22 protein-coding genes are annotated in these 25609 nt (G+C 64.5%); 10 read left to right on the plus strand and 12 right to left on the minus strand.

The window, feature by feature from the left end:
* Window positions 1–47: 47 nt before the first annotated feature.
* Window positions 48–1154, minus strand: coding sequence for a glycosyltransferase family 2 protein (locus E3T47_RS00855; RefSeq protein ID WP_241981831.1), 1107 nt, complete (start codon window positions 1152–1154; stop codon window positions 48–50).
* Between the two features lie 106 nt (window positions 1155–1260).
* Window positions 1261–3801, minus strand: a complete 2541-nt coding sequence (locus tag E3T47_RS00860; protein WP_241981832.1) for a glycosyltransferase — start codon at window positions 3799–3801, stop codon at window positions 1261–1263.
* Between the two features lie 867 nt (window positions 3802–4668).
* On the opposite strand from E3T47_RS00860, the gene rfbB reads away from it, so the two are divergent.
* The 4 genes from rfbB to E3T47_RS00880 are packed head-to-tail and all read left to right on the plus strand — an operon-like array spanning window position 4669 to window position 8064.
* On the plus strand, window positions 4669–5655 hold the full coding sequence (rfbB, locus tag E3T47_RS00865; RefSeq protein WP_105035105.1) for a dTDP-glucose 4,6-dehydratase: 987 nt from the start codon (window positions 4669–4671) through the stop codon (window positions 5653–5655).
* 1 nt (window position 5656) lies between these two features.
* Window positions 5657–6511 (plus strand): dTDP-4-dehydrorhamnose reductase, encoded by an 855-nt coding sequence (gene rfbD / locus E3T47_RS00870; protein ID WP_134553773.1) that lies wholly within the window; start codon window positions 5657–5659, stop codon window positions 6509–6511.
* On the plus strand, window positions 6508–7650 hold the full coding sequence (locus E3T47_RS00875; protein ID WP_134553774.1) for a glycosyltransferase family 4 protein: 1143 nt from the start codon (window positions 6508–6510) through the stop codon (window positions 7648–7650). The genes rfbD and E3T47_RS00875 overlap by 4 nt, the downstream gene beginning before the upstream one ends.
* Window positions 7651–7656: 6 nt before the next feature.
* Window positions 7657–8064, plus strand: coding sequence for a GtrA family protein (locus E3T47_RS00880; protein ID WP_134553775.1), 408 nt, complete (start codon window positions 7657–7659; stop codon window positions 8062–8064).
* Between the two features lie 46 nt (window positions 8065–8110).
* Here E3T47_RS00880 and E3T47_RS00885 read toward each other — a convergent pair whose 3' ends face one another.
* The 3 genes from E3T47_RS00885 to E3T47_RS00895 form a co-directional block, all read right to left on the minus strand.
* Window positions 8111–9421, minus strand: coding sequence for an LCP family protein (locus tag E3T47_RS00885; protein WP_134553776.1), 1311 nt, complete (start codon window positions 9419–9421; stop codon window positions 8111–8113).
* Between the two features lie 50 nt (window positions 9422–9471).
* Window positions 9472–9939 carry a 5-(carboxyamino)imidazole ribonucleotide mutase gene (gene purE / locus E3T47_RS00890; protein WP_134553882.1) on the minus strand — a complete coding sequence of 156 codons (468 nt, stop codon included), beginning with the start codon at window positions 9937–9939 and terminating at the stop codon, window positions 9472–9474.
* A 79-nt stretch (window positions 9940–10018) separates the two neighbouring features.
* Window positions 10019–11173, minus strand: coding sequence for a 5-(carboxyamino)imidazole ribonucleotide synthase (locus E3T47_RS00895; protein ID WP_134553777.1), 1155 nt, complete (start codon window positions 11171–11173; stop codon window positions 10019–10021).
* Window positions 11174–11299: 126 nt separating this feature from the next.
* Here E3T47_RS00895 and E3T47_RS00900 point away from each other — a divergent pair, with 126 nt between their 5' ends.
* Window positions 11300–11854, plus strand: coding sequence for a GtrA family protein (locus E3T47_RS00900; protein WP_134553778.1), 555 nt, complete (start codon window positions 11300–11302; stop codon window positions 11852–11854).
* On the opposite strand, the gene E3T47_RS00905 is transcribed toward E3T47_RS00900, so the two are convergent.
* On the minus strand, window positions 11831–12412 hold the full coding sequence (locus E3T47_RS00905) for a PH domain-containing protein (protein ID WP_134553779.1): 582 nt from the start codon (window positions 12410–12412) through the stop codon (window positions 11831–11833). The genes E3T47_RS00900 and E3T47_RS00905 overlap by 24 nt on opposite strands.
* Before the next feature lie 8 nt (window positions 12413–12420).
* A complete protein-coding gene (locus E3T47_RS00910; protein WP_241981833.1) occupies window positions 12421–13293 on the minus strand; it encodes a biotin--[acetyl-CoA-carboxylase] ligase in 873 nt (290 codons plus the stop codon).
* A 194-nt stretch (window positions 13294–13487) separates the two neighbouring features.
* Between E3T47_RS00910 and E3T47_RS00915 the strand changes: the two genes are divergently transcribed.
* Together E3T47_RS00915 and E3T47_RS00920 are read left to right on the plus strand one after the other, a co-directional pair.
* Window positions 13488–15092, plus strand: coding sequence for an acyl-CoA carboxylase subunit beta (locus tag E3T47_RS00915; RefSeq protein WP_241981834.1), 1605 nt, complete (start codon window positions 13488–13490; stop codon window positions 15090–15092).
* Window positions 15092–15328, plus strand: coding sequence for an acyl-CoA carboxylase subunit epsilon (locus tag E3T47_RS00920; protein ID WP_134553780.1), 237 nt, complete (start codon window positions 15092–15094; stop codon window positions 15326–15328). Before E3T47_RS00915 ends, E3T47_RS00920 begins: the two co-directional genes overlap by 1 nt.
* 512 nt (window positions 15329–15840) lie before the next feature.
* Here E3T47_RS00920 and E3T47_RS00925 read toward each other — a convergent pair.
* Genes E3T47_RS00925 through E3T47_RS00940 form a run of 4 tightly spaced genes read right to left on the minus strand, consistent with a single transcriptional unit; the run spans window position 15841 to window position 20312 of the window.
* The gene (locus E3T47_RS00925; RefSeq protein ID WP_134553781.1) at window positions 15841–16887 is read right to left on the minus strand and encodes a hypothetical protein; all 1047 of its coding nucleotides are present in this window, start codon (window positions 16885–16887) and stop codon (window positions 15841–15843) included.
* Entirely contained in the window at window positions 16884–18257 is a 1374-nt protein-coding gene (locus E3T47_RS00930; protein WP_134553782.1) for a sensor histidine kinase, read from the minus strand. Before E3T47_RS00930 ends, E3T47_RS00925 begins: the two co-directional genes overlap by 4 nt.
* Window positions 18250–18957, minus strand: coding sequence for a response regulator transcription factor (locus E3T47_RS00935; protein WP_134553783.1), 708 nt, complete (start codon window positions 18955–18957; stop codon window positions 18250–18252). The genes E3T47_RS00930 and E3T47_RS00935 overlap by 8 nt, the downstream gene beginning before the upstream one ends.
* Before the next feature lie 38 nt (window positions 18958–18995).
* Entirely contained in the window at window positions 18996–20312 is a 1317-nt protein-coding gene (locus E3T47_RS00940) for a class I SAM-dependent RNA methyltransferase (protein WP_241981835.1), read from the minus strand.
* Window positions 20313–20416: 104 nt separating this feature from the next.
* On the opposite strand from E3T47_RS00940, the gene E3T47_RS00945 reads away from it, so the two are divergent.
* Both E3T47_RS00945 and E3T47_RS00950 read left to right on the plus strand, forming a co-directional pair.
* On the plus strand, window positions 20417–21067 hold the full coding sequence (locus E3T47_RS00945) for a Maf family protein (RefSeq protein WP_134553886.1): 651 nt from the start codon (window positions 20417–20419) through the stop codon (window positions 21065–21067).
* A gap of 85 nt (window positions 21068–21152) precedes the next feature.
* Window positions 21153–22925, plus strand: a complete 1773-nt coding sequence (locus tag E3T47_RS00950) for an acetyl/propionyl/methylcrotonyl-CoA carboxylase subunit alpha (RefSeq protein ID WP_134553784.1) — start codon at window positions 21153–21155, stop codon at window positions 22923–22925.
* A gap of 41 nt (window positions 22926–22966) precedes the next feature.
* Here E3T47_RS00950 and E3T47_RS00955 read toward each other — a convergent pair whose 3' ends face one another.
* Window positions 22967–24403, minus strand: coding sequence for an NAD(P)H-quinone dehydrogenase (locus E3T47_RS00955; protein ID WP_134553887.1), 1437 nt, complete (start codon window positions 24401–24403; stop codon window positions 22967–22969).
* Window positions 24404–24585: 182 nt separating this feature from the next.
* Here E3T47_RS00955 and E3T47_RS00960 point away from each other — a divergent pair, with 182 nt between their 5' ends.
* Window positions 24586–25419, plus strand: coding sequence for a purine-nucleoside phosphorylase (locus E3T47_RS00960; protein WP_134553785.1), 834 nt, complete (start codon window positions 24586–24588; stop codon window positions 25417–25419).
* The last annotated feature ends 190 nt before the right edge of the window (window positions 25420–25609 follow it).

A 25609-nucleotide genomic window follows, 5' to 3' on the forward strand; every position in this document is an offset into this window, starting at 1 on the left:
ACCTCGTCTCGAGCATCCACCGTAACTCGCAGAGTGGATCGGGCAACCTACCTGCGCGTGCGGCGGTTCAATCGACGAGAGCTTGCAGCAAATCGGTCAATGAGGCGCACGATGCGGCGATTTCTCTGCAGTTCAAGCTCCGCGCGGAGATCGCTTTCGCGCATCTGGCTGGTTTCAAGTCGGTCGGACAGGCGTTGATGCTCGAAAGCCTGCTGTTGGGCTGCGGCAAATCTAACTTCGAGTGCTTGGTACGTTCGAAGGAATCTCCGCGCAGCAAGCTCTATTGATGGCTCAATCAGAGTATCCAAACGGGGAGACGCAACCGACGCGCTGATTCTCGCGTCTGCCACGAACTCCCCGACGGAAAGGCCATCACTCAGTTCCGCCTCAGTAGGGTGGCGCAGCAGGTAATGCGACAGCAGCGTCCCCTCTTGAAGCCGTTTGTAGTCATGCATACCATGGTGGTTCGGGCTTGGCTTTAGAACGGTCTGACTTTCATAGGCACGGCCGGAACTCTCCACCTTGCGACTGTACTGTGCCCAGGAGCGCCATGGAAAGTGGCGTACTTCAATCTGGTGCGCGACGTCGGGTGCCCCGCGGCTGTCCAGACTGACATAGTGATTCCCCTGAGCGACCGTGACATCAGGGCTGCCGATGTGAGCTGAGTCGTGTGTCGAATGTGCGAGCAAACCAATAGCTTTGAGACTGTCGTCACTGCGACGATCTTGGTAACACAGGCGCTGTAGGCCGCTACCGTCGAGCGCAGGAGCACCGATCATGTCGATGACAGGGACTGTGAATGATTGAATTCCCGTGTCGATGCCTTCGAACGCAGATCGCAGCGAAAGTCTCGGGTCAGCGGCGCTCCAAAATTCATCTGCATCTGCGTTGAGTACCCAATCAGCACCATGGAGCGTGTACGCATCCCGAGCCATCTTGGTGACAATTTCTCCCTGCTGTTTTCGCTGCACGGGATCGTGCCGTAGATCGATTAGCCCATCGCGTTCGAGGGCTCCGAGGATTTCGGCCGTGCCATCAACTGAACCGTTGTCTGTGACGATGATCATGTCGACGCCTTGATCGAGGTGGAACCTGATCATCGCTTCGATTATGTCGGCTTCGTCTCTAACCATCATCGTCATTGCGATTTTCATAGTTCGTGCTCCTGCTCCGTCGTGGCTGATGGTTCTCCGCCTACCCCGGCAGATCTTATTGCTCGATTAGGTGGTGTGCGCAGGTCCAGCTAGCGCACGATTTCGGTTATGTAGTCGCTTTCCCGCCTAGAACACTAACCACACGACTCTTGGCCTTGCTAGCCAACATCGTGACCCCGCCCTCGGTGACGTAATACCGGATGAGCGCCACCTCGCGGGCGAGGCCAGTTGATGTCGTCGCGGCTTCATGCAATCTGCCCTCTGGAGTCGACCTCGTTAGGGCACTCTTGCGAACAGAACGCACACGTTCGACGCGTTGACCAGCAAGGCGGGTTGCACGATCCGGTGCAATCTGCGGATCGCGGCAGAACTCTATCAACGGGCGAAGCGCTTCAGCCCAAGTGAACTGCTCGCGCACCTCTAGCACGGCAGCGTGAGCATTCCTTTTTATCTCGTCGTCGTAGAGCACCTTTATAAGGGCGTCGGCCAGCGCTTCGACATTCCGCTCCGGTACCGAGATACCCATTCCGGTGCGCTCCACGAGGTCACCGAATCCATCACCGTTAGTCGTGACAATTGGCAGTTCTGCCCACATATAGTCCAGAATTCGAGTCCTGAAGGAGAAGGTCGTTTCAATGTGGGCGTAGTGGGTGCTGACACCGGCATCGGCCTCGAGAAGGTAGTTTTGCCGATCATCGAGCGCAACCCACTGCTCATTGAAGAAGACATTTTTACCCGCGAGCCCGAGTTGCTCAACCAAGTCACGGGTCTTCGACACGATTTCCATTTCAGGTACGTCTGGGTTCGGATGCGCGACACCGAGGAAAAAGAGTCGAACGTCGGGATGCGTCTCAGCGACCCGCCCGATCGCACGGATAAGGGTGAGCGTATCGAACCAGTTGTAGATCCCACCGCCCCAGATAACGACCTTGTCGTCCTTGCCGATTCCTGGAACAACCCCGCGTATCGCTTCACGCGTATGTACCGGCGACTGTGCATCCATCCCGAACGGCGCAATTGCAATGAGGCCTTCGAGGTTCTCGTCGGCGGAATACGTGTGCGGGTTGACGCGACCCAGCGCAGTGAGCTGACCCAACCAAAACATGCGCTGCCGATCGGAAGCACACAGGAAAAAATCTCCCCGTTCCAATTGCTGATTGAGTACGTCGTTCGCACCACGCACCTGGGCGACCCAGCTCTCTGTTCCAAATTCCCGCCCCTGCTCAAGCTGCTCTAGGTGCATGGGATCGTAGAGGTCAGCGACGATGATTTTGTCTGAATCAAGGAGGGTTTTAAAATGGTGCAGGGCGTGACCCTGGAAAACGATTACGTCAGCCCACCCTTCATGCACCTTCATGTCGCGCTCGTTGCCGAGACGCACTCGAGACACCTCGAACAAATCCGATGATCGGCTGGCGACGTTCCAAGTGACCAAACGTACGTCGTTTTCAGTTGAGAGAGCTTCAGAAATTTTCCAAGCGCGCATGGCCGGTCCGGCCATTTTTTGACCCAAGGAATCCCCGGTTACGACCAAAATGCGTCGGCGTTCTTTTAGCGAATCAATGTGGAAGCTGGATACGATGCGCTCGAGACCATCAGTGAAGTGTGCAGCATCGAAAAGGGGCGTAAACATGTCCCCGAAGAGGCGAAAAAGCTCGGAATCAGTCTTCGTTCGGCGCGACTGAAGATTCACCCGATCGATTTCCAAATTTGGCAGGTTCGCTACGAATTGATCTATGGCAAAGAAACCGGCGATGGCTTCCTTGTCAACCTCCATAGTCGGGTCAAATTCGTCGGAAGAGCCCGTGAAGCGTCGGATGTCAAAGGATTCAGAGTCGAGTCCACTCTTCGCGATAGAACGTCGCGCAGACAGGGCTAAGGCTGCGGGAAGGAAAGTTGCCAGGGATTCGGCGGACAGATTTTTGTAGAGCATGAACAGTGCATTGCGCTCAAGCAGATACATCTCACGGTACTGTCCGAAGCTTTTCATCGAACCGTGGTGCTTGTGGAAAACCTTTGACGCGGGCGCGTATCGAACGCGGTATCCGAGCAAGTTGAGGCGCCATCCTAGATCTACGTCGTCGTAGAACATGAACATCCGCTCGTCAAAACCTCCTACGGATCTGAAGACTTCGCCACGAACGAACAAGGCTGAACCTGTGCCAAAAAGGATGTCTCGGGGGCGGTCGAACCTCACATCGTCCAGCTCAGTCACGTGGTCTTTGTAACCCATCCCGAACCACGTAACACTGCCACCCACAAAATCAACGTGGGTACCTTCCCAGTTGAGAACCTTGCTTCCCACGGCTGCGACCTGCGGGCTGATCTCAAACTGTTTGATGGCTCCGCGAATCCAACCGGCGTCGGGCTTCGCGTCATTGTTGAGAAACGCAACGAATTCGCCTTTGGCGTGGCTAGCTCCCAGGTTACTTCCGCCGGTGAAGCCAAGGTTCTCATCCGACACAATGAGCTGCACGCTGGGCATCTCCGTCATCGCGGCTCGAATCGAGTTTTCGCTGTCATCTCCCGAACCGTTTTCAACGACAATGATCTCGAGGCGATCAGCGGGCCAATCCACGCCGATCAGGGTGCGAACGCATTCGAGCGTGTCGGCCGCGCCACGAAAGTTGACGATAATGACTGACACGAATCCGGGCTTAAACTCTGGCACACGACACTCCAAGAACTCGGTAGTCGGCTGTCGGATGTCGATCACGAGTGGATGGCGTCCGCACCAACGGGGGCGGCCGGGAAGATTCCCGCATCGCTACTCCACTATAACTAATGCGATCTGTGCCGGTCTGATTTCATGTCCGGTCGATGAATCAAAATATCGGGGATTCCAACGAAACGGACACGAGGTCAACTTACAGTCGTTGTTGCGATTGCTCAACATGAGTGCACCGGCTAGGTTCGTATCCGAACCGTGGTGTAAGAGTGTGACGATCCGTGTTGCGTGTGCAGATTCAGGACTGGTCCCCATCGGGAATCTCGAGTTCGGGGACGTTTCTCCGGAAGCTGTCTCTGTATCCGGTTGGGCCTTGGACCCGGAGACCGCCGCCCCACTTAGCGTGCACTCTTATGTCGACGCCGCGAGTACAGCACACGTCGCGGACAAGGCCCGCACCGACGTCGGAGCAACATATCCTACTTACGGCGGAAATCATGGCTTCACTGAAACCGTCGCGGCAGCATCGGGTCCACGAACGGTTCGTGTCTCCGGCATCAACAATGGAACGGGAGGCCACACCCTCATCGGGTGCAAGACCGTAAACTCCCCCAGTGAGTAGAACGCGGATGTCGCCTCGCAGAGAATCGATCTGGACCGAGTTCAGATTATCTGGCCGTTGCTCGCCTTCAGCGAATGATTATTGACGTTTGTCGGGTTGATTATTGCGACAATTCGCTGTGAGTGCTTTGAATGCCTCTATCGGTTCGCTTACGTTCTGACCACGGGCAATGGGTAAGGTGGACTCGGTTCTTTTTTCGCCTACAGACAAGGTCACTGCCACCTATGAAGATTCTCGTCACCGGCGGCGCCGGTTTTATCGGCTCCAACTTTGTTCGACGCACGATTGAAGACAAGTATCCGGGCCTTGAGGGCGCCGAGGTTGTCGTGCTTGACGCCCTGACCTACTCGGGCAACCTCGAAAACCTTGCCCCGATCGCCGATTCTCCGCGATACTCCTTTGTGCACGGCGACATCCGCGACGGCAAGCTGCTCGACACCCTGTTCCCCGGGCTCGACGCGGTGGTGCACTTCGCCGCCGAATCGCACGTGGACCGCTCCGTGATGGACTCGACGATCTTCGTCGAGACCAACGTTCTCGGCACCCAGCAGCTGCTCGATGCGGCGCTGCGCCACAAGCTGGCCCGGTTCGTGCACGTCTCCACCGACGAGGTCTACGGCTCCATCGCCGAAGGCTCCTGGAACGAGGAGCGGGCCCTCGAACCCAACTCCCCCTACAGCGCGTCGAAGGCCGGCAGCGACCTGCTCGCCCGCAGCTACCACCGCACCCACGGCCTCAACGTGTCGATCACCCGGTGCTCGAACAACTACGGCCCGTACCACTTTCCCGAAAAAGTCATCCCGCTCTTCGTCAGCAACCTGATCGACGACCTGCACGTTCCCCTCTACGGCGAGGGCAACAACATTCGCGACTGGCTGCACGTGGACGACCACACCCGCGCTATCGCCATGGTGCTCGTTGGCGGCCGCGCCGGCGAGATCTACAACATCGGCGGCGGCACCGAGCTCACCAATAAGGAGCTCACCCAGCTGCTGCTCGACTCGACCGGCAAGGACTGGTCCTATGTTGACCGCGTCGCGGACCGGCTCGGCCACGACCTGCGCTACTCGGTGGACATCTCGAAGATTCAGGCCGAACTCGGCTATGCCCCCGAGGTTCCGTTCGAACAGGGCCTCGCCGATGTTGTGCAGTGGTACCGCGACAACCGCCAGTGGTGGGAACCGCTCAAGGCTCGTGCGGCGCTGAACTAACATGACCCGTTATTTGATCACCGGGGCCACCGGCATGCTGGGCCGCGACCTGCAGACGGCTCTGGCCGGACGCGACGTGACGGCCCTCGGCCGGAGCGACCTCGACGTGACCGATCTCGCCGCGGTCACGTCCGCCGTCGCCGGGCACGACGTCATCATCAACTGCGCCGCGTACACCAAGGTCGACGACGCCGAAACGAACGAAGACGAGGCCTACGCCGTGAACGCGGTGGGGCCGCGGAACCTGGCGGTGGCGGCATCCGCTGTGCCGGCGACGCTCGTGCAGATTTCAACGGACTACGTCTTTGACGGCAGCGCGACCACGCCCTTTGCCGAGAACACGCCGCACAGCCCGATCTCGGCCTACGGCCGCACCAAGGCGGCCGGTGAGGAGTTCGTGCTCGCTGAAAACGGCGCGCGCAGCTACATCGTGCGCACCGCCTGGCTGTACGGCAAGAATGGGCCTAACTTCGCCAAGACCATGCTCAAGGCCGCTGGCACGCGCGACACGCTGAACGTCGTCAACGACCAGGTAGGCCAGCCCACCTGGACGGTGGACTTGGCCGCGCAGATCGTGCTGCTGCTCGACTCCGACGCGCCCGCTGGCATCTACCACGGCACGAACTCCGGCATGGCGTCGAAGTTCGACCAGGCCCGAGACGTCTTCGCCCTCGCCGGACTCGACCCGGAGCGCGTGCTGCCGACCGACAGCTCGGCCTTTGTGCTTCCGGCACCGCGGCCGGCCTACTCGGTGCTCGGCCACGCCAATTGGGCTGGCGCCGGGCTGGCGCCGATGCGCAGCTGGCAGCAGGCCCAGGCTGCGGCCTTCGCCGCCGGAGTTTTCGAGACAGCATGATCACCCTGCGGGTAGTCGTCGACCAGATGGTCGCCCCGGTGCCGGGAGGCATCGGGCGTTACACCGAGGAACTCACCCGCGCGCTGATCGCTAGCGCTCCGGCCGAGTGTGACGTTGAGGGTATCGTCTCATCTTCGACCCCCGCACAGTACGAACTGATCGAAGCCGCCCTGCCCGGCCTGGGCAATCTGCACAAAACCACGCTGGCGCGCCGCGAGCTTGCCGCGGCCTGGGCGCTCGGCGTGACGGCATCGTCGGGCACCGGCCTTATCCACGCACCGGGGCTGCTTGCGCCGCTGCGCCGCCATAATCGTGCCGACGATGGCACCCAGATCGCGGTGACGCTGCACGACGTGCTCGCCTGGACGCATCCGTCGTCGCTGACCCCGGCAACCGTGGCCTGGACCAAGGGCATGCTCAAGCGCGCCCGCAAGCATGCCGACGCCATTGTCGTGCCGAGCCATGCCGTGGCACGCCAGCTGACCGAGATCATGGACCTCGGCGACCGCGTGCGAGTGATCGGCGGCGCCGTTGGACGCGGGCTCGCGTTGCCGGCCATTCCCCTGGTCGAGGAGCGCCTGCAGGCGCTGGGGCTGCCGTCGCAATATTTGCTGACCTCGGGGTCGCTCGACCCACGCAAGGCCGTGACCGCGTTGATCACGGCGCTCGGGCTACCGGGTGCGCCGGACCTGCCGCTGATCGTGCTCGGTCCCGATACCTGGGGCGAGCTCGACCTCGCGTCGGTCGCCGATGAAGCCGGGCTCGCACCGGGCCGTGTGCGTGCCCTGTCGGGGCTGAGCGACTCCGACCTGGCCGTGGTGATCGCCCGGGCAAGCGTCTTTGTGTATCCGAGCCTGGAAGAAGGCTTCGCGCTGCCGATCATCGAGGCGTTCCATCTCGGCACGCCCGTCGTGCACTCCGACGCCCCGGCCCTGCTCGAAGCAGCCGGTGACGCCGGTGTTGCGGTCGAGCGATCGGATCCGAAGGAATACCCCGGCCGGCTCATTGACGCGATCAACCGGGTGCTCGGCGACAGCGTGCTGCGGGGCCGCATGACTGTCTTTGGCGGCGACCGCTCGCGGGCGTTCAGCTGGCGGGACTCCGCCGAGCGGGTCTGGCAGTTGCACGCGGACCTGTAGTTCAAAGTGCGCTTCCTACGAGACCAGCGCGTGCGCTTTCTCGCGGTCGGAGCCACCAACACGCTCGTTGGCTACGTGGTCTTCTCGGCTTTCACCCTCTGGGTTTTCACGGATGTCTACCTCGGCTACCTGCTCAGCCTCGCGCTCTCGTACGTGGTCGGCATCACCCTCGCCTTCGTGCTGTACCGACGCTTCGTGTTCGTGGTGCATGGCCACCTGCTGCGAGACTTCGCCCGGTTCGTGAGCGTCTACCTGATTGCGATCGGCATCAACGCCGCTGCACTGCCGCTGCTGGTCGAGGTGGCCCGGGTGCCGCCGCTGCTGGCCCAGCTGATCATTCTCGCGTTCACGACGCTGCTGAGCTTCTTCGGGCACAAGAAGTTCTCGTTTCGCCGCAGTGAGCCGACCGACTAGCGGGCGTCGGGCTACGGGCGTCGGGCGTCGGGCGTCGGGCTACGAGCTACGGCGCGGGTGTGGCCCTGGGCGCTGGGGCCAGGGCCGCGGCGATCATGGCCTGGATGGCGGCATAGTCGGGGTCTTCGGGGTCGACGCCGTTCTCGGGAATCAACGGCACCGATTGCACCGGCAATTCCTTGGTCTTGGCGGCGAGATTCACGAAATAGCCGAGCATGCCCTGCGGCACGTCGGTCTTGACGACGCGGGTGCCTGCGGCGGCCACGCCCTGAAACTTGGTGAGCACGTTCGCCGGGCTGGCCTGCGCGAGCAGGGCCTCCTGCATCTGGGTCTGGCGCTGCATACGGTCGTAGTCGCTCGTGCCGTGCCGGGAGCGGGCAAACCAGAGGGCGTGGTAGCCGTCCATGTGCTGCATTCCCGGCTCAAACCAGAACAAGACTTCGCTGAAACTCTCGTCGGTGTGCACCGGCACGCGGTTCTGCACATCGATGTCGACGCCGCCGAGCGCGTCGATGAGGTCGGAGAAGCCCTGCATGTCGATGAGAACGAAGTATTGAATCGTCAGTCCGGTTATGCCCTGCGCCGCCTCGAGCGTGGCCTGAATGCCCGGGGAGCTGCCCTCGGCGGTCGCGTTCGGGTAGTACTCGGGGCGTTTCAACTCGGCCTCAGTGAAGATGGAGTTGAGCATGCAGGCCGATACGTCGCATCCGTCGATGGAACCGTAGCCCTCGGGGTAGAGCGCTCCGAGCGAGGAACCGGCCGAGAACGGCACGTCCTCCAGGTTGCGCGGCAGGCTGATGGTCGTGGCCTGTCCGGTCGTGGCGTCGATGCTGACCACGGAGAGGCTGTCGGGGCGGAGGCCGTCACGGTCTGCACCGGCGTCACCGCCGAGCAACAGGATGTTGTATCGACCGTCGACCGGAGGTTCGCTCGGGCCTGCAACGAAGACGGAGGAGAGGAATCCGCTCGCCGAGGTGGCGACGAAGGCACCGTAGCCCGCAGTGCCGCAGACAACGACCATGAGCGCCGCCGAAAATGCAGCGATGAGCGGGCGGGCGCCGGGCGCGGCCTTCACCAGGTTGATCAAGCCGAGGGTGTTGACGGTGAGCACGAGCCAGGTGAGCGCGTAGAACGCGAGCACCACGGCGGCCGCCCAGAGGCCAATGGTGTTCGTGAACACGGTGAGCACAACAGTGGGCCACAGCAGGTAGATAGCGCCAGCGATGATCGCGATGGTAATCAGAATGAGCGTGGCGCGAAGGCCGAACCGGCCGAGCCGACGGTTGCCAGCGAGTACCTGCGCCGACCCGGGGAGCACGAAATTGAGTACGACAAGCCACCACGCACGCGTTGTCATTATGCGCGTGGAGCCGGAATTCGGGTGCCGGATCGGGTCGGAAACACTACTCATAATCGCGTTTGAAGGTCCCGGTTCTTCTGCTCGACCAGGTCGGCGAGTGCTTTGGAATAGTCTTCGAGCTTCAGTCGCAGCCTGTCATCACTCGTAGCGAGAATTTTGATGGCGATGAGTGCGGCGTTCTTGGCCCCGCCGATCGACACGGTCGCGACGGGCACGCCGGCCGGCATCTGCACGATCGACAGCAGCGAGTCGAGGCCGTCGAGCAGCCCGAGCGGAACGGGCACCCCCACTACGGGCAGCGTCGTCATGGCGGCGAGCATGCCGGGCAGGTGCGCGGCTCCCCCGGCTCCGGCGATGATCACCTTGAGGCCGCGGGCCTGCGCGCTGCGGCCATAGTCGAGCATCTTTTCGGGGGTGCGGTGCGCCGAGACTACCTGCACCTCGTGCGCCACACCGAAGTCCTTGAGGGTTTGCACGGCTGCGCTCATGACGGTGAAGTCGGAGTCGCTGCCCATGACCAGGCCGACGAGCGGCGCGCCGGAGTTCGTGGGCACGCTGGAAGGCTCGAAATTGTCTGGCACGCAGATGATCCTATTACGCTTCTATTGGTGCAGTGTCCTGAAAGATTTGTGCCGTGGCACGCGCCTGGTAGGCAACTTCGTCGAGATCGTCGCCGCCCGCGGTGACGTGGCCCACCTTGCGGCCGGGCCGTGAGGCCTTGCCATAGTTGTGCACTTTCACGAGCGGATGCTGCGCCAGCGCGCTCGCATACCGGTCACTGAGCGAGCCGGACGCGGGCCCGCCGAAGATGTTGACCATGACCGTCCACGGGTCCCTGGCACCGGTCGCGCCGAGCGGCAGGTCGAGCACCGCCCGGAGGTGTTGCTCGAACTGGCTCGTCGTGGATCCGTCGATGGACCAGTGACCGCTGTTATGCGGACGCATCGCCAACTCGTTGATGAGGAGGCGCTCATCCGTTGTCTGAAACAGCTCCACGGCGAGCACCCCGGTGACGCCGATACCCTCGGCCACGGCCACGGCGATGTCGGTGGCGACGTCGGCGAGGCGACCGATGGATTGGGGGGCCGGCGCGATGACCTCGGCGCAGACGCCGTCTTTCTGCACGGTCTCGACGACCGGCCAGACGGCGATCTCCCCGCTCGGGCGGCGGGCGACCACCTGGGCCAGCTCGCGGCTGAAGTGCACGAGCTCTTCGACCAGCAGGGCACCGTCGTTGCCGTCTTCGGCGAGCGCCTGAAACCAGTCGTCGACGTCGTGTTCGTGGCTGACCACGCGCACGCCCTTACCGTCATAGCCGCCGCGGGCGGTCTTCACGACGGCCCGGCCGCCGTGGTCTTTCAAGAAGTCGGCGAGGCCGGCGGCATCCGTTATGCGCGCCCAGTCCGGCACGGGAAGGCCCATTTCGGCGAGTTTTTCGCGCATGAGCAGCTTGTCCTGCGCGTAGAGCAGTGCGTCGGGGCCGGGATGCACGGTGACGCCAGCGCGCACGAGTTCGCGCAGAATCTCTTGCGGCACGTGTTCGTGGTCGAAGGTGATCACGTCGACGGTCTTCGCGAAGGCGAGCACCGTGGGCAGGTCGCGATAGTCGCCGACGCTGACGGCGGCGAGCGCGGCCGACATGCCGTCGGCTTCGGCGAGAACCTTGAGCTCGATGCCGAGGTTCACGGCCGCAGGAATCATCATGCGGGCCAGCTGGCCCGCGCCAATCACACCGACGGTCAAAGCCATCTGTTCACCATTTTCTATGCCAGCGTTCAGCTAAACGCGCGTGGATACCCAGCCCGGGGGTTTTCAACAGCCGTAGACTGCGAGACTTCAGTGCTTTTCTACTTTACCGAACCTTCGGACGGACGCATGTCGATCACCCTGAAGCAGCGCCTGCTCAACTTTCTGAGCCAGGGCCTCAAGTTCGGTGCCGTCGGCGCGCTCGGCTTCGTGGTGGACTTCACCGTCTTCAACCTGCTGCGCACCAGCGTGCTCGACTCATCCGAGGTGCACGCCGGCCCCATCTACGCCAAGGTAATCTCGACCGTGCTGGCCATCCTGGTGAACTGGCTCGGCAACCGCTACTGGACCTTCAGCAAGAACCGGCAGGACCACACGGCGCGCGAGGGCCTGGAATTTCTCGCGGTGAGCCTCGTGGGCATGGGCATCGGCATCGGCTGCCTCTGGTTCAGCCACTACGTGCTCGGCTACACGAGCGTTCTCGCCGACAACATCGCCGGCAACGTCGTTGGACTGCTGCTCGGCGCGGTGTTCCGCTTCACGTTGTACCGCTATTGGGTATTCGCGCCGAGCCGGAGCGGCGCGCCAGCTGGTGCTGGGGCTGTCGCCGCGGCATCCGCTGTCTCGAGTGCGGTGCCCACGCGCACGGGGGCGATTCGCCTAGCGGCGACCCCAGAACGCTGACTCGGCGGCGAGGGCCGACTGCTCCTGGCGGCGGGAGCCCATGACGGTGCTCGCCTGCTCCATGAGGTCGTGCAGCGTGCTCTGCACGAGGTCGACGTTGGGTACGTCTCTCAGAACGAGCGGATGCTCCAGCCCCGAGTTGATCAGCACCGTACCCGAGTGGAACCCGGCCTGCACCCAGTTCTGCCGCACGCTCACGTCGTAGCCGCGGCTGTGCAGGAGCTCCTGCCGCGTGCGCACGAAGAATCCGTGGCGAAAGATAATGCGGCGGGTGGTGATCGTATAGCGCTTGGTGAGCCAGGCGGCGAACGGCAGGAGCCAGCCGAGAACGGCGAGCACGATGGCACCGGCGAGCAGGGCCGCGTTCTGCCAGGGCTCGGGCAGGTTGCCGAAGAAGTAGCCGGTGGCACCGGCCAGTACGAACAGCAACAGGGTGGGCCAGACGAGCACCCGGGCGTGCGGACGCAGGCGCGCAACGACCTTCTCAGGCCGACTCTCGCGGGCGTAGCCGGAGGGTTCGGTCTCGTTCGTCTCTTCGAGCGCTTTCTTCTTCTTCATTACCTCTATTAATACCGCAGGTGGGTGACATCGCCGGCGGCGACAGACCGTTCCTCACCATCGGCCTGGTTCACGACGGTCAGTCGGCCCTGGGCGTCGATGCCGGTGGCGGTTCCGACCAGGTCGGTGCCGCCGGGCAGCTCCACCCGCACGGCGCTGCCGAGGGTGCCGCAGAGCGCGGAAACCTCGGCGTGCAGGCCGCTCTGCTCTGCGTCGCCGTTTGCTTTCACGAAGGCTTCATAGAGTGTGACGAGCTCATGCAGATAGGCGGCGAGCACCGCGTCGGGGTCGGGCACGGTGCGGGTGACCAGCAGCAGGGAGGTAGAGGTGAGGGTCGGCAGGTCGTGTTCGTCGAGCGAAAGGTTGAGGCCAGCGCCGATGACGATGCCCTGAGCGTCGGGAAGCAGCTCACACAGAATTCCGCACACCTTGTAGCCGTCGATAAGCACGTCGTTGGGCCATTTGAGGGTTGTGTCGTGGCGGGGGGCCTCGGTCTCTTTGACGTCTTCGACCGGTTTTATGTAAGCCTCGACGACTGTTCTGACCGCCCGGGTCATGGCGGCGCCGGCCAGCAGGGGAAACCAGCCAAGGCTCGCCGTCGGTAACGAATTCCCGGTTTTGGTGCGCGGGCGCACGAGCACTGAGACGGCCAGGGCTTTGCCGGTCGGGGCCAGCCAGACGCGACCGAGCCGGCCACGCCCCTGGGTCTGGTTGTCGGTGACGATCACCGAGAGGTCGGGCCAGGCGGCGGCATCCGCTGTAGCGAGTTCTCTGAGCACATCGTTGGTCGAGGTGGCCTCGGACCGGTACTCGAACCGGCCCACCTCGGTGCGGCTGAGCGAAAACTCCATGGTGGCGACCCTCTCGTCGGCATAACTCATGCAATTCTGTCGAATGTGACCGCAAAACACCTATTTCGGGTGGTTTCTGACCACATTGCACGAGTTATGCCGGTGGGAGCGGGGTGACCTGGGGCTGGGGAGGGTTTAGAGAGGGGGAACGTGCAGGGTTGGCGGCAAAAGTTGTGGATTATCGTCAACGGGGAGCGGCCCAGGGGTGCCGGTAGAGTGAAACGGTGATTGATAAGACGCCCGCCGCGGCACCCGACCTGTATACGACGGCGGGAAAACTCGCTGACCTCAAGCTGCGCTATCACGAAGCCGTGACCGCCAGCGGGGCAACCGCAACCTCGAAGCAGCACGCCAAGGGCAAAATGACCGCCCGCGAGCGCGTCGACCTGCTGCTCGACCAGGGGTCCTTCGTGGAACTCGACGAGTTCGTCAGGCACCGCACCGTGGCCTTCGGCATGGAGAAGAAACGGCCCTATGGCGACGCGGTCGTCACCGGAACCGGCACCATCCACGGCCGCCAGGTGGCCGTGTACTCGCAGGACTTCACCATCTTCGGCGGCTCGCTTGGCGAGGTCGCCGGCGAGAAGATCATCAAGGTGATGGACCTCGCCCTGAAGACCGGCGTGCCCATCATTGGCATTCTCGACTCCGGCGGAGCGCGAATTCAGGAGGGCGTGGTGGCCCTCGGCAAGTATGGCGAGATTTTTCGTCGCAACACGGCCGCCTCCGGCGTCATCCCCCAGATTTCGATCATTTGCGGCCCGGCCGCCGGCGGCGCGGTCTATTCGCCCGCGCTGACCGACTTCGTGATCATGGTCGACAAGACTAGCCAGATGTTCGTCACCGGTCCCGACGTGATCAAGACCGTCACCGGCGAAGACGTCGGCATGGAAGAGCTTGGCGGCGCCCTCACCCACAACAAGGTGTCGGGCGTCTCGCACTACCTCGCAAGCGACGAGCCCGATGCGCTCGACTTCGCCCGCGCCCTGCTGAGCTACCTGCCCGACAACAACCTGGCCGAGCTGCCCGTGTTCGACAGCGAGGTAGAGCTCGAGACAACGGATGCCGACCGTCGCCTCAACACAATCATCCCCGATTCGCCCAACCAGCCCTACGACGTGAAAACGGTCATCGAGCACATCGTCGACAATGGCGAGTTCCTCGAAACGCAACCGTTGTACGCGCCGAACATCGTCGTCGGATTCGCCCGCGTCGAGGGCCGCTCGATCGGGATCGTCGCCAACCAGCCCAACGCCATGGCCGGCACGCTCAACATTGAGGCAGGCGAGAAGGCCGCCCGCTTCGTGCGGTTCTGCGACGCGTTCTCCATTCCCATTCTCACCCTCGTCGACGTGCCGGGCTTTCTGCCCGGCACCGACCAGGAATGGACCGGCATCATTCGTCGTGGGGCCAAGCTGCTCTACGCCTACGCCGAGGCCACCGTGCCGCTTGTCACCGTCATTCTGCGCAAGGCCTACGGCGGCGCGTACATCGTGATGGGTTCCAAGCAGCTCGGCGCCGACACCAACCTGGCCTGGCCGACCGCGGAGATCGCCGTCATGGGCGGGCAGGGCGCCGTGAACATTCTGTACCGCGCCGAGATCAAGGCGGCCGAGCTGGCTGGCGAAGACGTCGCCGCCGTGCGCACCCGCCTGGCCAACGAATACACCTACAACGTGGCGAGCCCCTTTCTCGCTGCGGAGCGCGGGGAGCTCGACGGCATCATCGAACCGGCCGCCACGCGCGTGTCGATCGTTAAGGCGCTACGGGCGCTGCGTACCAAGCGGGCCACGCTCCCCGCCAAGAAGCACGGGAACATCCCGCTCTAATGCCAACTTCGAAGCCCTCAGAGTTCGATCCGTCCGAGCTGGTTTTCGTGACCGGTCGTGTGAGTGACACCGAAGTGTCGGCGGTGAGCGCCGTCATCCGTGGTCTGTTGCGGGAAGAAACCGACGAGCGTCGGGCTGCGCCAGAACAGGGTCAGAGCGCTTGGCAGCAGAACCAGCGCCCCATCCGCACGCCGGTGCACCCCGGCATCGGCCGTTGGCGCGGTTTTACCGGCTGACTTCCTGCTGTCGCTCCACCCCTTCGCCCACCCCTTGTCGCCCTACCCCTTTTTCAGACGGAGCCCAGATCAAGAATTCGGGCGCAGTTCATAAACTGGGCCCAGAGAAGGCTCCCCGAACGCAGCATTGGGCAAAGGGCGTGACCACCGGCATGTCTGTCCTCCTAAATGCCGACTGTGCCGGCGGGAGCGGTAGTACAGACTAAGAGTGCTCGGTGACGCTCCTGGAGTTTCACCACCAATCATTCGCTAACTAGGGTAAGCGGGCGAATGTGTTGGGGGCGAGAACGGATGGCATTCGGGTTGTCGTCCTTTCTCGAATAGTCGTTAGGGGATCAGCTTCGGCTGGTCCCCTTTCGCGTTTGTCACGGCGCACGACGCGCGCCGCTACCCAGTCGCACATTCAGCCACTCGCGCCGCAAAGCCCGCGCACGTTCAGGCATTCGCCGCACCGCCTACTCGCGCCGCGAAGCAGCCACACCGGTTCCACTCGCACGGCAGCGCGCGCACCTTCAGGCAGAGGCGGCGGGCACAACCTGCCGGGGAATTTCCATCCACAGGTCGACCTCGTCATTGGAGGAGTCCGGTCCCAGTGCACTCACCGCAGGGTCGGGACTGCTCAGGCCCACCACGGTGACCGCGATGGTCGCACTGTCGGCCGACGTGCGGGCGATGATCTTGTCGGCGTTCGTGTGCGCGATAGCGGTCGCGAGAGTGTTGAGCACGGTCTCCAGGTCGGAACCGTTGAGGTCGTCGATGCCGCCTTCGTCGAGCAGGGTGACGCTCGCGCCGCGTCGCCGGGCAGTCATGACCTGCTCCCGTACCGCGTTGTTGAGCAGTCGCCGCCCGCGGATCTCGTCGCGAATGGCCGCTTCGAGCAACCGGCATTCCTGACGGTCTTCCTCACTCAGATCGCCGTTGCTCTCACTGATTCGTCGCAGCATCGGCATGGCCAGGCGCATGGTCTGCGTCAGCCGCACCTGACGCTCGTAGAGGTGCGCTTCCTGGGCGGCATGCCAGCCGCTTGCCTCACGCTCGGCCCGCCCATACTGGCGGGCATCCCGCCCGGCCTTCACGAGAGCCCGGGATAGCAGCCCCGCGGCCACCACCCAGACCACGCTGCCGATAACCCCCATGTGCCCCAGGTCGCCGACCCCGGCCCAGAGCACGCTGTGCACCACGAGGGCGCCGACACCCAGCAGGGCCAGCTGCGGGCGCTTGCGCGTGGCTGTGATCGTCATGAGGGTGCCGATGGCGGCGACGTACCAGGTGGCGTAGCCGAGGTTGCCGGATGACCCGTCGAGCTGGCTGCCCACGATCAGCGGAACCGCGATCGCGACCGCCACGTTGAACAGGGCCAGCGGCAACGACATACGCATCGGGCTGTTGGGCCAGAGGCTCGCGATCGTCGCCACCACGAACAACCCCATGGCCACCAGGATCGGCATCGAGGAGGCCGGTTCGTTGATCGAATACAGGCCGAGCAGCACGTGGTAGCCCGAAAAACAGGCCGCGACGATGAGGGTCAAAGTGCGGGAGACGACGACGACTCCGGTCATGATCGGGTGCCCCCGTCGCGTCCGGTGAGAGAGCCCGTGTTCTTGGCAGCCTCGTCCGTGCCCTGCACGTCGGGGCGCGGCCAGGTGAGGGTGATCGTCGTGCCGCGCCCGGGGCTCGTGCGCAGCTTGGCCACGCCGCCGGCGGTCGCTACTCGGTCATGGATCGAAACCCGCAAGCCCAGGCGGGCGCTGGCGACACCGGCCACCTCGAAACCGCGGCCGGTGTCGGTGACGGTGATGGTGCATCCGTTCTGGTCGTTGCCGCCGATGGTGAGCCGCCGCGATGGGGCGGGACCGGCATGCTGAACGCTGTTGACCATGGCCTGAACGCTGGCCGAGTACAGTGCCTCCGCCGCATGCTCCGGAATGCTCAGTCCGTCGACGTGCAGCTCGGTCACGGTGAACACGCCGGTCTCGGTCGCAGCCGCGCGAAGCCGCGCGGCAAGCTTGCCCACGGCGACCGAGGCGTCGTCGAGGCTGCGCTCCCCGCTCGCTTCCTGCAAGCGGATGATGGCGCTGCGAGCCATTGCGGCTGCCAGTTCGGCGCCCTTCTCGTTGCGCGCGCCCGCCGCGGAGAGCAGCGTCGCGAGCACACTGTCGTGCACGATGGAGTCGACCTCGACCCGTTCCACTTCGGTGGCATGGTGACGCACCGCCACCGAATATTTGGATAGGGCGTTGGACTGGGCGGTGTCGACCTTGGCCGTGGCCTCGCGCAGCACATAGATGATGATGAGCACGACGCCGCCGAGCAGCATGGCGTAGCAGGCGTCGAGCACGGCGAGCAGCGTCCCGGCTTCGCCACCGGAAGGGAGCACCCGCACCAGTCCGAAGGCAACCGGGGTTACCACCGTGTAGGCGGCGGCCCAAAACAACGGGAAGGCGATCGCCGCGCACGAGGTGGCCACCGCGCACAGGTACCAGAGCCAGGGTTTGTTGTCGAGCACGAGCGTGTGATCGCGCATGAGCAGCGGCCAGATGAGAAGCGCTACGAGGTAGACGACGGATACGGTTGCGGCCGCGAAGCGGATGCCCCGCCGGAACACGGTCTGAATCACAAAGATCAGGATCGACAGGCCGAGCAGGGCGGAAACGACGACGGCCGCGACGGTTTTACGGCCTTCCAGCTGCTCGAGCATGAACGGCAGGGTCTGCACGGCGAAGATCACCGCGACTGCGGCCACCGATCGGGACAGCGCGATTTCGATCTGCGCGTGGCTGATCGGGTTGCGCGGCTGCCGGGCGCGGCCGAACAGACTGCCCTCGACTTTGAGTTCGTCAATACCGATGGCGCTGAACGGCTGCGTCTCCGTCGCGACCAGGGTGCTCGTGGTGCGTCGGTCGCCCACACGGGCGGCCCGTTTAGACACCGCGGTCGGCTTCGGTGGTGTCGAGTCCCGGCAGGATTCCGTCTTCGACGGCACGGCGCAGCAGGTCGACCTTGGTCGGCGCAGGGCGGCCGACCTCGACGTACTTCACCCGAATGCGATCGAGGTATTCCCGAGCGGTGGAGTGCGCGATACCGAGTTGCATGGCGACCATCTTCAGCGGTAGGCCCGAAGCGTAGAGGTGCAGCACGTCGCGTTCGCGGCGGCCGAGCTGCGCCTTGGCAAAGTCCCGGTCGGCGTCGATTGCGGTGGCCCACTCGAGGTTGTTGAGCACATCGCCGCGGGCGACCGAGGCAACGGCAGCCATCACCGTGGTCGTCGGCGACGACTTGGGAATGACACCGGCCGCTCCGGCGGCGAGGGCCTCTCGCACCGAGGCGACCCGGTCGGCAATGCTGTGCACGAGTACGGCGGAACCGGTGGTTGCCACCAGGTGCACGTTGTCGGTCACGAGCGACCCGTCGCCAAGGGACAGGTCGAGCACGATCACGTCGCACTGACGCCCAGCGAGGCCGTCGACGAGGGCCTGCGCGGTGGCCGCCGCGAACAGCACCTCATAGCCGGCATTCTCGCAGGCGGCCTGCAGGCCCAGCCGCACCGACTCGTGGTCGTCGACGATACCGACGCGAACGGGAGCCGGGGTGGGGGTGAATGGTTCGGGATCAGTAGCTGCGTGACTCACGGTAGGGCTGCCTTCGGGTTGTCTAGTCTCAACGATAGCTATTTGCAGAGCAGTGCGACGGCTTCGACGTGATGTGTATTGGGGAACAGGTCGAAGGCGCGCAGGGTCTTCAGTTCGTAGCCCTGCTTGCGAAACAACGAGACGTCGCGGGCGAGCGCCACCGGGTCACAAGCCACATAGACGATTTGCTGCGGTGCGAGGGCGACCAGCTGGTCTACGACGGCCTTGCCGGCACCGGAGCGCGGCGGGTCGAGCACGACGGTCGCGGCGGCGAGGCGGGCGCGCTCGGCGGCATCGGCTTCGCGCAGCAGACGCTGCAGAAAGCGGTCGACCCGGTCGGCTTCGGCGGTGGCGCCGGCCCATTCCTTGAGGTTGCGGGCGGCGAAGGCCACCGCTTCCGGGTCGCTCTCCACCGAGGTGATGCGGGTCGTCGGGCCGAATTTGTCGCCGACAGCCGCGGCGAGCAGGCCGACGCCGCCGTAGAGGTCGAGGTTAGAGGCGCGCGGGTCGAACGTGGTGGGATCGATGATGTTCTGCACGGCGTGGTACAGGGTGTCGGCGGCCATCGAGTGCACCTGCCAGAAGCCGGAGCGGTCCAACTCGAACTCGCGATCGGCGACGATCTCATGAATTAGGCCGTGCGGCACCCGCTTGGGCTTGCCGTTGCCATCCCTGGCCGAGACCAGCACCTGAACGTCGCCCTTGCTCGGCGCGACCAGGTCGACCGAGGCGGCGTTGTGAAACAGGGTGTCGAGCGGGGCCCGCAATTCGAGCTCGTGCTCCGCGAGCGGCAGATCGTCGATGGGAATGACCCGGTGGCTGCGCGCGGCGTACGGGCCGATGGTTCCGTCGGCCGCCACGTGCAGGCTCACCCGGGTGCGCCATCCGGTTCCGTCCATCGCGTCGCCGGGACTGGCCTTCGCACTGACCGCGACCGGCTCCACGACGACATCAGTGGCGATCCCGGCCATGCGCTGCAGAGCGTCGGCGAGAACCTGTCGCTTGAGTTCGCGCTGGAAACCGAGCTCGATATGACCGAATTCAGCCCCGCCAGCGCGGTCCTCGGGAGCGCGATCAACGGATGCCGCGCCCCAGATATGCGGCTGCCGCTTCGGAGCCGCGTTGATAACGGCAACCGTCTCGGCGCGCCAGAAGCTCTTGTGGTTGGCCTCGGTGAGGCGAGCGCGCACGCGTTCGCCGGGCAGGGTATCGCTGACGAAAATGACGCGGCCCTCGTGGCGGGCGACGAAGATTCCGCCGTGGGCGACGTTGGTGATGTCCAGCTCAAGCTCATCGCCGACGGTCGCTGCGGTTGTCGGGGCGGGGCCCTGGGCCTGGTGACTCATGTTGCTCATCTAACGATGATCCCACACACCCTCCCCGACCGCCCTCTGCGCACCTGACTGGTGCAGTGGGCCTGATTGAATGGATGCTCCCCCTCCCGTTCACGAAGGACAGCATGCGCCTCTATCTGGCTTCCACGTCTCCGGCCCGCCTGGCCCTGCTGCGAACGTCCGGCATCGAACCGGTGCTGATCAACCCAGACGTCGATGAGGCCCGGGTCGTCGCCGACACCGAGGCGTTGCGCGGCGAGCCGCTCGAGCCCGGAGCGCTCGTCGAACTGCTGGCGCGGGCGAAAGCTGAGGCGGCGGCATCCGCTGCGCCAGCGAAGGCGCTGGACGGCTTGTTATTGGGGGGCGATTCGGTGTTCGTGCTGGACGGCGTCATCTACGGCAAGCCGCACACGGCTGAGGCTGCCAGGGAGCGATGGGAACGCCAACGCGGACGCACCGGAACGCTGTACTCGGGCCACTGGCTGATCGAACTCAACGGCGGCGTGCCCGGCCGGGCGATCGGCGCGGTCGCGCGGGCCGAGGTGACCTTCGCCGACGATCTCGACGATGCGGAGCTCGACGCCTATATTGCCACCGGTGAGCCCTTGTTCGTGGCCGGGGCGTTCACGATTGACAGCCTCGGTGCTCCCTTCATCACGAGCATCGTCGGCGATCCGTCGACCGTGGTAGGGCTGTCACTGCCAACCCTGCGACGGCTGGTGCGCGTCCTCGGGTACGAGTGGCCGACCCTGTGGAATCGGCCCGGAGCACTCTAATTGTAGGCATCCGCAAGATTCTGTCGGATCTTTTTGTGGGACAGAACCAAAAGGGATATGACGGTGGGCAATAGGCTATGGGATTGTGCCACTCATAACAAAGGTCCTCATCGCCAACCGAGGCGAGATCGCCGTTCGGGTCATCCGTGCCGCGAAAGACAGTGGACTTCTCTCTGTCGCCGTCTACGCCGACCAGGATCGTGATTCCCTGCACGCCCGTCTCGCCGACGAGGCGTACGGTCTCGATGGCACCAGCGGCGCCGAAACCTACCTCGTCATCGACAAGATCCTGTCGATCGCCCGGCGTTGCGGCGCTGACGCCGTGCACCCTGGCTACGGCTTTCTGGCCGAGAACGCCGACTTCGCCCGCGCCGTGATCGGGGCAGGCCTCACTTGGATTGGGCCATCACCCGAAGCGATCGAACAGCTCGGCGATAAGGTCTCGGCCCGGCACATCGCCGAGAAGGTCAACGCACCGATGGCGCCCGGCACGCTGAACCCGTGCATTGACGCCGCCGAGGTGCTTGCCTTCGTCGACGTGCACGGCCTGCCCGTGGCGATCAAGGCCGCTTTCGGTGGTGGCGGACGCGGCCTCAAGGTCGCCCGCACCCGCGACGAGGTCGCCGAAATGTTCGACTCCGCCACCCGCGAGGCCATCACCGCCTTCGGTCGCGGCGAATGCTTCGTGGAGAAGTACCTGGACTCGCCCCGCCACGTGGAAACCCAGTGCCTGGCCGACATGTACGGCAATGTCGTCGTCGTGTCGACCCGCGACTGCTCGCTGCAGCGCCGGCACCAGAAGCTTGTCGAAGAGGCGCCCGCGCCCTTTCTTACCGAGGCGCAGACAACCGAGATGTATCGCGCCTCCAAAGCTATTCTGAAGGAGGTCGGCTACCTCGGCGCCGGCACCTGCGAGTTTCTCATCGGTCAGGACGGAACGGTGTCGTTCCTCGAGGTCAACACCCGCCTGCAAGTCGAGCACACCGTCTCCGAAGAGGTCACCGGCATCGACCTGGTGCGTGAGCAGTTCCGCCTCGCTGAGGGTGGCGAGCTGACCTACGGCGACCCCGTTGCATGCGCTCACTCCTTTGAATTTCGAATCAACGGAGAGGATGCCGGCCGCGGTTTTCTCCCCGCGCCCGGCCCGGTGCACGTGTTCAAGCCCGCGGGCGGCCCCGGTGTGCGCGTCGACACCGGTGTGCAGTCCGGTGACGTCATCAGCGGATCGTTTGACTCACTCATCGCCAAGCTCATCGTCACCGGCGCCACCCGCGAAGAGGCGCTCGAGCGTTCGCGCCGGGCCCTCGACGAGTTCGAGGTGGCGGGTCTGCCGACCGTGCTGCCCTTTCACCGCAAGGTCGTGCGCGATCCCGCCTTCGCGCCGACCGATGGCAAGCCCTTCACGGTCTTCACCCGCTGGATCGAGACCGAGTTCGAGAACGACATCGAGCCGTGGAGCGGCAGCATGGAAGACGTCGTCGGTGCGCAGAAACGCCACAGCATCGTGGTCGAGGTGGAGGGGCGTCGCATCGAGGTGACCCTACCCACCCGCCTGCTGCCCGGCGGTGCGAGCGCCCGCTCCGTCGGCCCGGCGCCCAAGCGTCGCGGCGGCCTGCACGCCGTCGACACCGCCACCGGAGACGCCATCAAGGCGCCGATGCAGGCGACCATCGTCAAGCTGCTCGTCGCCGAGGGTGACACGGTCGTCAAGGGCGATCTGCTGCTCGTTCTCGAAGCCATGAAGATGGAGCAGCCGCTCGTCGCGCACCGCGACGGCACGGTCGGCAACGTCGCCGCGGTCGTCGGTGAGACGGTCTCCTCCGGCAGCGTGCTGCTGACGGTCTCCGACGCCGCCTGACGCAAGCACCAGGCAGGTGAACGGCCGCGAGGACTTTGGAACTAGAGGACGACGTGCATGGCGCGCGCGGCATCCGTTATGGAGCCGGTGAGCGAGGGGTAGACGGGGAAGGTGCGTGCGACTTCGTCGACCGTGAGGCGGTGTTCGACGGCGAGCGCGAGGGGAAAGATGAGCTCGCTCGCCTTGGGCGCCACGATGACGCCGCCGATGACCGTGCCGCTGCCGGTGCGAGCGAACAGCTTCACGAAGCCGTCCTTGATTCCCATCATTTTGGCCCGGGGGTTTGAGGAGAGCGGCAGCTTGTAGATCTCGCCCTGGGCGAGGCCGTCTTCGATCTGCTTCTGGGTGTAGCCGACGGTGGCGATTTCGGGCTGGGTGAAGATGTTCGCGGCCACGTTGCGAATCTCGATCGGGTTGACGATGTCGCCCATGGCGTGGAACACCGCGGTGCGCCCCATCATGGAAGCCACGGAGGCCAGCGGGATCTCGGTCGTGCAGTCCCCCGCCGCGTAGATGTTCGGGATCGAGGTGCGGGCGACCCGATTGACCTGGATGTGACCGGAGTCAGTGATCTGCACACCGGCCTGCTCGAGGCCGATGTTGGCCGTGTTCGGAATCGAGCCGACGGCGATGAGGCAGTGGCTGCCCTCGACCGTGCGTCCGTCGTCGAGGGTGGCGACGACTCCGGTCTTCGTGCGTTCGACCGAGGATGCCCGCGACTTGGAGAGCACGGTCATGCCGTTGCGCTTGAAGACGTTTTCGATCACGTTGGCCGCGTCGGCGTCTTCCCCGGGCAGAACCTGATCGCGGCTGGAGATGAGGGTGACCTTCGCGCCGAGGGCGCGGTAGGCCGAGGCGAACTCGGCACCGGTGACGCCTGAGCCGACGACGATGAGGTGCTCGGGGATGGCCTTGAGGTTGTAGAGCTGGGTCCAGGTGAGGATGCGCTCGCCGTCGGGCATCGCGGACGCCAGCACGCGTGGGCTGGCTCCCACGGAGACGACGAGGGTGTCGGCGTCGATGCGGTCGAAGTCGGTGGCTGTCGCGTCGCCGGAGGTCGCGACGATGATGCCCGTAGTGCCGTCGAGACGTCCGTGGCCCTGCACGAAGCGCACGCCGGCGCGAATGAGTGAGGCCTTCATGTCTTCGGATTGCTGGCGGGCGAGGGCGAGCAGGCGTTTGTTCACGGCGGCCAGGTTGATAGCCACCTCGGGACGCAGGGGCTTACCGGTGTCGCCGCGCACGAAGAACTGCACACCCAGATCGGTGGCCTCGCCGATCGAGTTCGACGCCTCAGCCGTGGCTATGAGGGATTTGGAAGGGACGACATCGGTGATCACAGCCGAACCGCCGACACCGACGCTTTCGATGAGGGTGACATCGGCACCCTGTTGTGCACCGGCGATGGCCGCTTCGTATCCGCCGGGCCCACCGCCTAATACTGCGATGCGCTGCTTGCGTTCGAACTCATAGGCCATGTAGTCCATTCTCCTGGCCCGCGCACCCCTCACAAAACCGTCTGCCCGCCCACGAGCCCCGCTCTGTGCCCTGAAAGGGGCGAATACGCACCGAATGATCGTCTCAGCGACCGTTCGGCGCGCCGATGGGCAGAATTCGCGCGGAATCTCCGCGCTCTCGGCCGGGGTTCTAGAGTAGTGAAATGTTCACGAACGAGATCAACCCGTTAGACCTGCCCGCAACAGATCCGTATGAGGCAGCACGGTCGGCCGCCGCGGAGATCGCGGGGATCACGGGAGTGCCCCGGCACGACATCGCTCTCACGCTCGGCAGCGGCTGGGCCAAGGCCGCGGACCTGATCGGCGAGACCACCCACACCGTGTCCGCCGCGGACATCACCGGGTTCAGCGCCCCCGCGCTGGCCGGCCACGCGGGCACGCTGCGTTCCGTTCTGCTGCCCGGCGGCAAGCGCGCTCTTGTGATCAGTGCACGCACTCACTACTACGAGGGCCACGGCGTACGGCGGGTCGTGCACAGCGTGCGCACGGCAGCGGCGACCGGAGCGACGACGATGATCCTGACCAACGGGGCGGGCGGCATCCGTGAATCGTGGACACCGGGCACCCCTGTGCTGATCAGCGACCACATCAACCTGACTTTTGATTCTCCAATCGAGGGCGCGAACTTCGTGGACCTGACCGACCTGTACTCGAAGCGGCTGCGCGACCTGGCACGCAGCATCGACCCGACGCTCGACGAGGGCGTGTACTGCCAGTTTCGCGGGCCGCAGTACGAAACCCCCGCCGAGGTGCAGATGGCTAAGGCGATCGGCGGTCACATCGTGGGCATGTCGACCGCGCTCGAGGCCATTGCAGCACGGCAGTCCGGCATGGAGGTGCTGGGCCTCTCGCTCGTCACCAACCTCGCCGCCGGCATTCAGAAGACCCCGCTCAGCCACGGCGAAGTCATCGAGGCCGGTGCGCTGGCCGAACCGGTGATCAGCGCACTCCTCGCCCGGATCGTGGCTGCACTGTGACCGGTCAGGGCGAGACTGGCTCCGACCATCCGGCCGAGCGCACCGGCGGCCGCCACTCCGGCCCTCCAGCGGATGCTGCGCCGGTCACTCCCGACGCCGCCCCGGACTCGGCTTCGACCGAAAACCCGTCGAGCGCCGAGGATGCCGCCGCTCGCGTCGCCGACGCGGCCGCGCCATCCGCTGATGATGA

Origin of the sequence: Cryobacterium ruanii (assembly GCF_004404055.1) — a bacterium.
In the GTDB taxonomy this organism is placed as follows: domain Bacteria; phylum Actinomycetota; class Actinomycetes; order Actinomycetales; family Microbacteriaceae; genus Cryobacterium; species Cryobacterium ruanii.